At 69.8% G+C, this 5,975-nt stretch carries 7 protein-coding genes and 1 pseudogene; 7 read left to right on the top strand and 1 reads right to left on the bottom strand.

Annotated features, from left to right (window positions below; all coding sequences use genetic code 11):
- The 5 genes from ACAM49_RS38225 to ACAM49_RS38245 form a co-directional block, all read left to right on the top strand.
- Positions 1-373, top strand: a 373-nt coding sequence (locus ACAM49_RS38225) for a hypothetical protein (protein WP_369640404.1), incomplete at its 5' end; no start/stop codon positions are given.
- Between the two features lie 27 nt (positions 374-400).
- Complete coding sequence (locus tag ACAM49_RS38230) at positions 401-853, top strand: flavodoxin family protein (RefSeq protein ID WP_369640405.1); 453 nt, start codon at positions 401-403, stop codon at positions 851-853.
- 135 nt (positions 854-988) lie between these two features.
- A complete protein-coding gene (locus ACAM49_RS38235; RefSeq protein WP_040810580.1) occupies positions 989-1,657 on the top strand; it encodes a response regulator transcription factor in 669 nt (222 codons plus the stop codon).
- Entirely contained in the window at positions 1,654-2,940 is a 1,287-nt protein-coding gene (locus tag ACAM49_RS38240) for a sensor histidine kinase (protein ID WP_369640406.1), read from the top strand. The genes ACAM49_RS38235 and ACAM49_RS38240 overlap by 4 nt, the downstream gene beginning before the upstream one ends.
- Positions 2,927-3,979 (top strand): hypothetical protein, encoded by a 1,053-nt coding sequence (locus ACAM49_RS38245; protein ID WP_369640409.1) that lies wholly within the window; start codon positions 2,927-2,929, stop codon positions 3,977-3,979. Before ACAM49_RS38240 ends, ACAM49_RS38245 begins: the two co-directional genes overlap by 14 nt.
- An 18-nt stretch (positions 3,980-3,997) precedes the next feature.
- On the opposite strand, the gene ACAM49_RS38250 is transcribed toward ACAM49_RS38245, so the two are convergent.
- A complete protein-coding gene (locus ACAM49_RS38250; protein WP_369640407.1) occupies positions 3,998-4,501 on the bottom strand; it encodes a hypothetical protein in 504 nt (167 codons plus the stop codon).
- Between the two features lie 147 nt (positions 4,502-4,648).
- On the opposite strand from ACAM49_RS38250, the gene dapA reads away from it, so the two are divergent.
- Entirely contained in the window at positions 4,649-5,557 is a 909-nt protein-coding gene (dapA, locus tag ACAM49_RS38255; RefSeq protein WP_369640408.1) for a 4-hydroxy-tetrahydrodipicolinate synthase, read from the top strand.
- A pseudogene (locus tag ACAM49_RS38260) lies at positions 5,554-5,975 on the top strand (hypothetical protein); the annotation flags it as partial. The gene dapA and the pseudogene ACAM49_RS38260, both read left to right, overlap by 4 nt.

Here is a 5,975-nt window from a genome sequence, read left to right on the forward strand (position 1 = left end):
CCCGCTGGAAAGCGGCGTTGAACGCCTTCGACATCACCTTCGACGGCCGACTCACCGCCGGACGGAACTAACCCAATCAACCCGAGTTACACCGTTATCTGGACAGACCCGAGTTTTGTTAGTGCTGTGTGTGTTGCCTGCGGTGCTGGTGGCGTTGATCGCCTCCTTGCCGCTGGTGGTGGCGCTGCCTCGACATCCGGAATGTGCGTCGATTCCGGATAGTGTGGGGCCCTGCGACTTCTGGGGGCGGTTGACTTGGCTGATCGGTCCGCTCGTCTGGGTGGAGGTTGTTTTCTGGCTTGCCGCGCTGGGGCTGGTGGTGGCGGTCGTTTATCGGCGGCGATCGAAGGTCCGGAGTTCGATCGACGTTTGAGGAGGGTCGGCGGGATACGCTCGGGCGGTGCCGACTCTGTTGATCATTCATCACACGCCGTCGCCGTACATGCAGGAGATGTTCGAGGCGGTGGTGTCGGGGGCGACCGATCTCGAGATTGAAGGCGTCGACGTTGTTCGGCGGGCGGCGTTGGGGGTCACTGCGAGTGATGTGCTGGCCGCCGATGGGTATTTGCTCGGGACGCCCGCCAATCTCGGGTATATGAGTGGGGCGCTCAAGCATGCGTTCGACACCTTCTATTACCCGTGTCTGGATTCGACCAAGGGGCGGCCGTATGGGCTTTACATTCACGGGAATCAGGGGACCGAAGGTGCGGAGCGGAGTGTGGAGAGTGCGACTACCGGGCTCGGGTGGGAGAAGGCGGCTGCGGCGGTGATTGTTTCGGGGAAGCCGGAGAAGGGGGATATCGAGCGGTGTTGGGAGCTGGGGGCCACGGTCGCGGCACAACTTATGGGGTGAGGGAGCTGTTCGGGGGTTGAATTGACGGTTCCCCCGAATTCTGGTGGCTGACACATCGGGTGGTCGGACCGTCATACTCGATGGGACGTTCGGGTAGGACGTACCTGGTGAGTGTGGGAAGAGGTGACGGCCGCCGTGGAGGCGCAAGAGTCGGGGATACGCCGGATCGGGCTGGTCGAGGACCATGAGTCGGTGGCTATCGGACTGTCGGCGATGTTGGCGCCGGAGGCCGATCTGGAGTTGGTGATCACCGCGGGGACCGTGGGTGAGTTGTTGTCGGCGGGGCCGAAATTGGATCTGGTGGTGCTGGATCTGCGGTTGGCCGACGGGTCCGCGCCGGAAGACAATGTGCGGGCGCTGCGGGCGCGGGGGATCGAGGTGCTGGTGTTCACCGGCGCCGACAATCCGTTCCTGGTGCGCGCCGCCGCGCGCGAGGGCGTGCTGGGGGTGGTGCGCAAATCCGAGGATGTGCCGACCGTGGTCGCGGCCGTACGCCGTGCCGCGCATGGCGAGCAGGTCGTCACGACGGACTGGGCGGCCGCCATCGATGGCGATCCGCAGCTGTCGGATGTCGGCCTGAGCCCGCGTCAGCAGCAGGTGCTGCAGCTCTACGCCTCGGGCGAGAAGGCCTCCCGCGTCGCGCGCATGACGGGCCTCTCGGAGCAGACGGTGAACGACTACCTCGGCCGCATCCGGCAGAAGTACTCCGACGCCGGCCGCCCGGCCCCCACCAAGACCGACCTGTACAAGCGGGCCGTCGAGGACGGGTGGCTGCCTGTCCCCGAACGGAATCCGCGGGCATGACCGCCTCGGGCACCCTCGAATCACCGGCCGTCTCCCGGCCGCTGCCCTCGGTCGCGGCCTTCACCCAGCGCCTGCGCGGCGGTCTCATGAAGGACGATCCGGCCACCGCCGCCTACGACCGCATCATGCGGCGACTCGGCATCTCGATCGGCATCGCGGGCGTGATCGTCGGCTGCGTCGAGCTGCCGGAGGTCGCCGAGCAGGGTCGCCACGCACCGGCCTGGTGGAGCATCACCGCGCTGGTGCTGGCCTTCGGCTGGTACCCGGTGATCTCGATCGTGTCGGCGCTGTCCGGTCCGCGCGCCACCCGCTTCGTATGCGGTTGCGCCGCGGTCAGTTTCCTGGGCGCGCTGGCCTCGATCCCGTTCGGCGTGGAACTGCATTCGGTCGACGGCACCACGGTGTGGCCGTACCGGGTGACCGCGCTGGCGGTGACCGCGGCCGTACTGGCCTGGCCGACCCGGCTGACGGTCGCCTATCTGTTGCTGGCCGCCACCTCGGCCGCCGCCGCGACGGTGTACACGGTGCCCGCCCTGACCGCGCAGCATGTGGCCGAGAACTTCCTGCGCTCAGCGGGTTTGGCGGCCCTGTTCGTCTGGTGCGGTACCGCGGTCACCGGCGCCGCCGCCCGTGTCGACCGGGAATCCGCGATCGCCAGCCGCCGCGCCGCCGCCCAGGCCGCCGCGCAGGCCCGCGACCGCGAACACGCCCGCTTCGCCGCGCTCACTCACGACGCCGTGCTGTCCACCCTGCTGGAGGCCTCCCGCGCGGGCACGGCTTCCGATGTGCTGCAACGCCAAGCCGAGCGCACCCTGGAGCAACTCGACGAATACCGCGGCGAGGAACGCGATCCCGATCTCCTCGACGCCCGCTCGGCCGTGCTGTTCCTGCGCGCCGCCGTGCACGAGATCAATCCCGGCGTCCGCTTCGCCACCCGCACCTGGCCCGGCTTCGACGATCTGCGCATGCCGGTGCATTCGGCCAGCACCATCGCCGCCGCGCTGAGCGAGGCCGTGCGAAACAGCCTGCGCCACGCCGCCGTTCCGGGCCGCGAGGTGCGCCGCACCGTGACCGCCACGGTCAGCGCGGGCAGCATCCGCATCGCCTTCACCGATGACGGCGCGGGTTTCGACCTGTCCGCGGTCACCGCCGACCGGCTCGGCATCTCCATGAGCATCCTGGGCCGCATGCGCCAGCTGGCGGGCGGTTCGGCGTTCGTGGAATCCCAACCGGGCGAAGGCACCACGGTCACGCTGGTCTGGGGTGGCGATGGTTCCCGCTGACAACAACCGCCTGCTGGATCTGGATCCCCGCTTCGGATTGCGTGATCTGCTCGGCCTGCGCGGCAGCGCCGCCTGGCTGTTCCTGCTCATCCTGGAAGCCGTCATCGCGCTGTACATGATGCGCAACTTCGGCCAGTCGCCGCTGTGGGCGGCCCTCGCCAGCCTGGTGCTCATGCTCAGCGCGGGCGCACTCGTCACCGCGGTCCCGGTGGACCCGCTGCCGATTCCGGTGGCGCTGTACGCGGCCGCCGCGCCGCCGCTGGCCACCGCGCTGACCGTCATGACCCCCGAACGCGATGTCGTGCACGAGACGGTGTGGTCGGCGTTCGCCTCGTCCTATGTACTCGCGGTGCTGGTGCTGCGCGGGCGGATTCGCACCGCGTGGGTCGGCGTCACCGCGGTCGCCGTCGTGCTCGTCGCGATCGGGCTGATCGGCGGCCGTCTGCAGCCCGGCACCTTGGCGGGCTCGCTCGTCCCCGTCGGAACCGTCACGGCCATCTCGGTTTTCACCGCGGTCATGCGCCCCATGCAGCGTTCCCTGCGCATGCTGCGCGAGGACGCCATGATGCGCGCCGCCGCCGAGGCCACCATGGCCGCCGCCGACAGCGAACGCACCCGCCAGCTCGCCCGCCTCGACCGGGTGGCCCGGCCGATCCTGGAACGCATTGCCGAGGGCGCGGAACTCAGCGCCACCGAACGCGAGGAATGCCGCCTGCTCGAGGCCGAACTCCGCGACGGACTGCGCGCACCGCAACTGGTGACCGATGAACTGAGCGGCGCCGCCCGTGGCGCGCGAGCGCGCGGGGTGGAGGTGATCCTCCTCGACGACGGCGGCTTCTCGGGCGTCCCCGAATGGGTGCGCAAGCGCGTGATCGACGCCGCCACAAAGGAACTCGACGCCATCAACTCCGGCCGCATCACCGTGCGGGTGCTCCCGCTGGGCCGCCACATGCTGGCGACCGTCCTCGCGACCGGCCCCGACTACGACCGCCGGACCGAGATCGACACCGACGGCAAGGTCACGGTCTCGGCCGACTGACCTGGCTCCAGCGGCCGACTACTTCTCGTCCGTGCGGTCGCCGCGGTCACTACGGTCACCGCGGTCGCCCGGCGGCGTCCAGCGCCCGGGGCCACCATTCTTCATCTGGTCCCGCAGCGCGGACTGGACGGTCGACGACAGCCACCCGTTGAGCGACTGCCCGCTCTGCGCCGCCGCCTCCTCGGCCCGCGACTTGAGCTGCTCGACCAGCCGCAGCGTCACCCGGCTGATATCCCCGGTGACCTCCTCGAACGTCGGATGCTGCTCCTCTTCCTCGCTCTCGGTCCGGCGGACGTCGACGTGTGCGTCGGTGCCGTCGACCGACACGTGCACCGTGCGATCGGGCAGCGTCGCACTCACCTCCGCGGCCAGCTCGGACAGCGCGGCCAGCAATACCAGCCGCGCCGAGTTCTCGGTGGCGGCGGCCAGCGCGGCGGCGGTGGCCTGAGTCTTCTCATCACCCAGGGCAGCCGCCGCGATCAGGTTCTCGCGCAGCTGGGAGGTGTATTTATCGAGATCCATGACACCAGTGTGACGTCACTGATGACATCATTCAAGGAAACTTCTGACGCCAGAATCGGGCGCTTGACGCGAATCGCCATCGCACCGGGCACGGTTCGGGTATAACGGTGCAAATCCCGTTCCAGCGACGCTGTAGCCTTTCTGACTATGACGAACGGTGAATCGACGCGAACCGAGCTGCGCGCGTCCGGCACAGTAGGTGTCGCGATGGTGACCCCCTTTACCGCCGAAGGCAAGCTCGACGTCGATGCCGGTGTCGCGCTGGCCGCCCGCCTGATCGACGGCGGCGTCGATCTGCTCGCCATCTCCGGCACCACCGGCGAGTCACCGACCACCACCGAGTCCGAGAAGTTCGACCTGCTGCGCGCCGTCGTGGACGCCGTCGGTGACCGTGCCACCGTCATCGCGGGCACCGGAACCTACGACACCGCGCACAGCATCGAGCTCTCCCGCAATGCCCAGCGCGCCGGCGCGCACGGTTTGCTCGTCGTCACCCCGTACTACTCGCGTCCCAACCAGGACGGCCTGCTCGCCCACTTCACCGCCATCGCGGACGCCACCGAGCTGCCGATCACCCTGTACGACATTCCGCCGCGCTCGGTGGTTCCCATTGCCTCCGACACCATTCGCCGCCTCGCCGAGCACCCGCGCATCGTCGCGGTGAAGGACGCCAAGGGCGATCTGGGCGCGGGCGCGGAGCTCATCGCCGAGACCGGGCTGGCCTTCTACTCCGGCGACGACTGCCTCAACCTGCCGTGGCTCTCGGTCGGCGCGACCGGATTCATCAGTGTCATCGGCCATCTCGTGCCGGACCGCCTGCGTGCGCTGCGCGAGGCCTACCTCGCCGGGGACGTGCGCCGGGCGCAGGAGATCAATGTCAGCATGGCCCCGCTGAACCGCGCGATGGCGCGCCTCGGCGGTGTCGCCATGACCAAGGGGGCGCTGCGGTTGCTGGGCGTCGAGACCGGGGAGCCACGTTTGCCACAGATCATGCCGTCCCAGCATCAGCTCGACGAGCTCGCGGTGGACCTGCGCGCTGCGGGGGTGCTTGCATGAGTGAGCCCGTCGCCCGTCGCCCGCGTCGAACCGCGAGCCGTGCCGCCGGGGCGCCCGCCCCGGCCCCTGAGACTCCCGTGCAGCCCGCGGCCAAGCCGGAAGCCGCTCCGGCGAGTTCCGCTGCCGCCCAGCCGGAATCGGTGAGCACCGCCGCCGCGCGGTCGGAATCCGCCGCGGCCGAGCCGGTTCGCGAGCGCAACGGCCGCGGCCGGGGTGCGGCCGCCAAGGCGTCCAAACCCGCCGAGGAAGCGCCGCGTTCGCGCCAGGATTCCCGCCAGGACGATTCGCGCTCCCGCCAGGATGATTCGCGCTCGCGCGGCGGTGACCGCAACCGCCGCGGTGGTGGCGGCCGGGGCCGTCAGGGCGGCCGCGATCGCGAGCCCGCCCCCGCCCCGCGCGATCCGCACGCCATGGGCAC

The sequence above is a fragment of the Nocardia sp. JMUB6875 genome (assembly GCF_041154655.1).
Taxonomy (GTDB): domain Bacteria; phylum Actinomycetota; class Actinomycetes; order Mycobacteriales; family Mycobacteriaceae; genus Nocardia.

Bases quoted from the DNA above. Each gene is read 5' to 3' on its own strand.
- dapA (WP_369640408.1), top strand. From the start codon at position 4,649: ATGACGAACGGTGAATCGACGCGAACCGAGCTGCGCGCGTCCGGCACA.
- ACAM49_RS38240 (WP_369640406.1), top strand. From the start codon at position 1,654: ATGACCGCCTCGGGCACCCTCGAATCACCGGCCGTCTCCCGGCCGCTG.
- ACAM49_RS38245 (WP_369640409.1), top strand. From the start codon at position 2,927: ATGGTTCCCGCTGACAACAACCGCCTGCTGGATCTGGATCCCCGCTTC.
- ACAM49_RS38250 (WP_369640407.1), bottom strand. From the start codon at position 4,501: ATGGATCTCGATAAATACACCTCCCAGCTGCGCGAGAACCTGATCGCG.